The sequence below is a fragment of the Thioalkalivibrio sp. AKL9 genome, from assembly GCF_000377825.1.
Taxonomy (GTDB): Bacteria; Pseudomonadota; Gammaproteobacteria; order Ectothiorhodospirales; family Ectothiorhodospiraceae; genus Thioalkalivibrio; species Thioalkalivibrio versutus.
The window spans coordinates 1-1,312 of sequence record NZ_KB905131.1; the positions used below are offsets into that span (position 1 = coordinate 1).

Here is a 1,312-nt window from a genome sequence, read left to right on the forward strand (position 1 = left end):
GGTTCATCGAGCATTACCGGGGAAGGCTGCGCGGATTTTGAGGAAGAAGTATTCCTGGTCGCGATAGCCATAGGCCCGACGCTTGATGACCTTGATCGTGTTGTTAATGCCCTCGACGACGCTGGTGTTCAGCCGGTGGCGGCAGCGCGAGACGATGCCGGGCAGGTAGGGCTCCAGCAGGCGTGCGAAGCGCTGCAGGGCCTGGATTCCGCTCTCGTGCGCTTGCTGCACCCATTGCCGCCACGCCTGGTGCGTCCGCTCGGGGCTGCGCTGGAACCACAGTCTCTTGAGTTCGTCGCGTAAGAGGTAGACCGTCAGTAACGCTTGGTTGGCCTGCAGCAGCTCGTCCAGGTGCACCGCCTGGCCGGCGTTCAACGACGTCCGGTTGCGCAACAGCAGCCAGCGGCTGGACTTGATCACTCGTCGAGCCTGTCGGTCGTCGCCCAGGCGCTTCGCCTCGTCGACACGCACTCGGTCGATCACCTCGCGGCCGTACTTGGCGACCACATGGAACAGGTCATAGACGATCTCGGCGCGCGGGCACTGCGCCCGGATCTCGAGCTCAAAGGCCGTGGTCATGTCGATCGCCACCGCCTCGATGCGCTCGCGCACGCCTTCGGGGAGCTGCTCGAAGAAGGCCCGCGCGGTCTCGCGCGAGCGGCCTTCACCGACCCACAACACCTGGCGCCGGATCGGCTCGATCACCACGGTCGCGTAGCGGTGCCCCTTGTGCAGGGCGAACTCGTCCATCGCCAGATAGCGGATCGACGCCCAGTCCGGCTCCGGCAGCGCAGCCGCCAGTCGATGCCGGTCCACCGTCTTCACCGTGTGCCAGCCCAGGCCATAGAACACGGCCACGGCCTGGATACTGGCCGAACGCAACAACTGACTGCAGGCATCCGCCAACCGGTTGGTCAGCCGCTGATAGCGCCCCAGCCAGCTCAGCCGCTCCAACTGGGGACCGCCGCAGTGCTCGCACCACACGCGGCGACGCGGCACCACCAGCACCACCCGGTACTCGAACAGGGGAAGATCCCGGACCCGCCGCAGCGTCGTCTCGTGCACCTGCCGGGTCCGATGACCGCAGCGTTCGCAGTGCATCCACTGCCGCGTCGGCTTCAGGTGCAACTCCAGCGTGCCGCCGGCCTCCTCCGGCCAAACCGCACGCTCCAGCCGATAGCCTTCCCAGCCGCCCAGCTTCTGCAACGTCTTCTTGTCCAGCATCGCTCCCTCCCGTGTCCTTCCTGGCTCCACGCGAGACTACGATGCCCTTCAGCGGTCGAACACCTCCCCGGTATCCTTCGATGAACCA

General features: G+C 66.2%; 1 protein-coding gene. It reads right to left on the reverse strand.

Annotation, left to right across the window (positions count from 1 at the left end):
• Positions 1 to 3 precede the first annotated feature (3 nt).
• Entirely contained in the window at positions 4 to 1,224 is a 1,221-nt protein-coding gene (locus tag D573_RS0113715) for an ISL3 family transposase (RefSeq protein WP_018939220.1), read from the reverse strand.
• Positions 1,225 to 1,312: the final 88 nt, after the last annotated feature.

Coding starts and splice junctions, on each gene's coding strand:
- D573_RS0113715 (WP_018939220.1), bottom strand. CDS start 1,224: ATGCTGGACAAGAAGACGTTGCAGAAGCTGGGCGGCTGGGAAGGCTAT.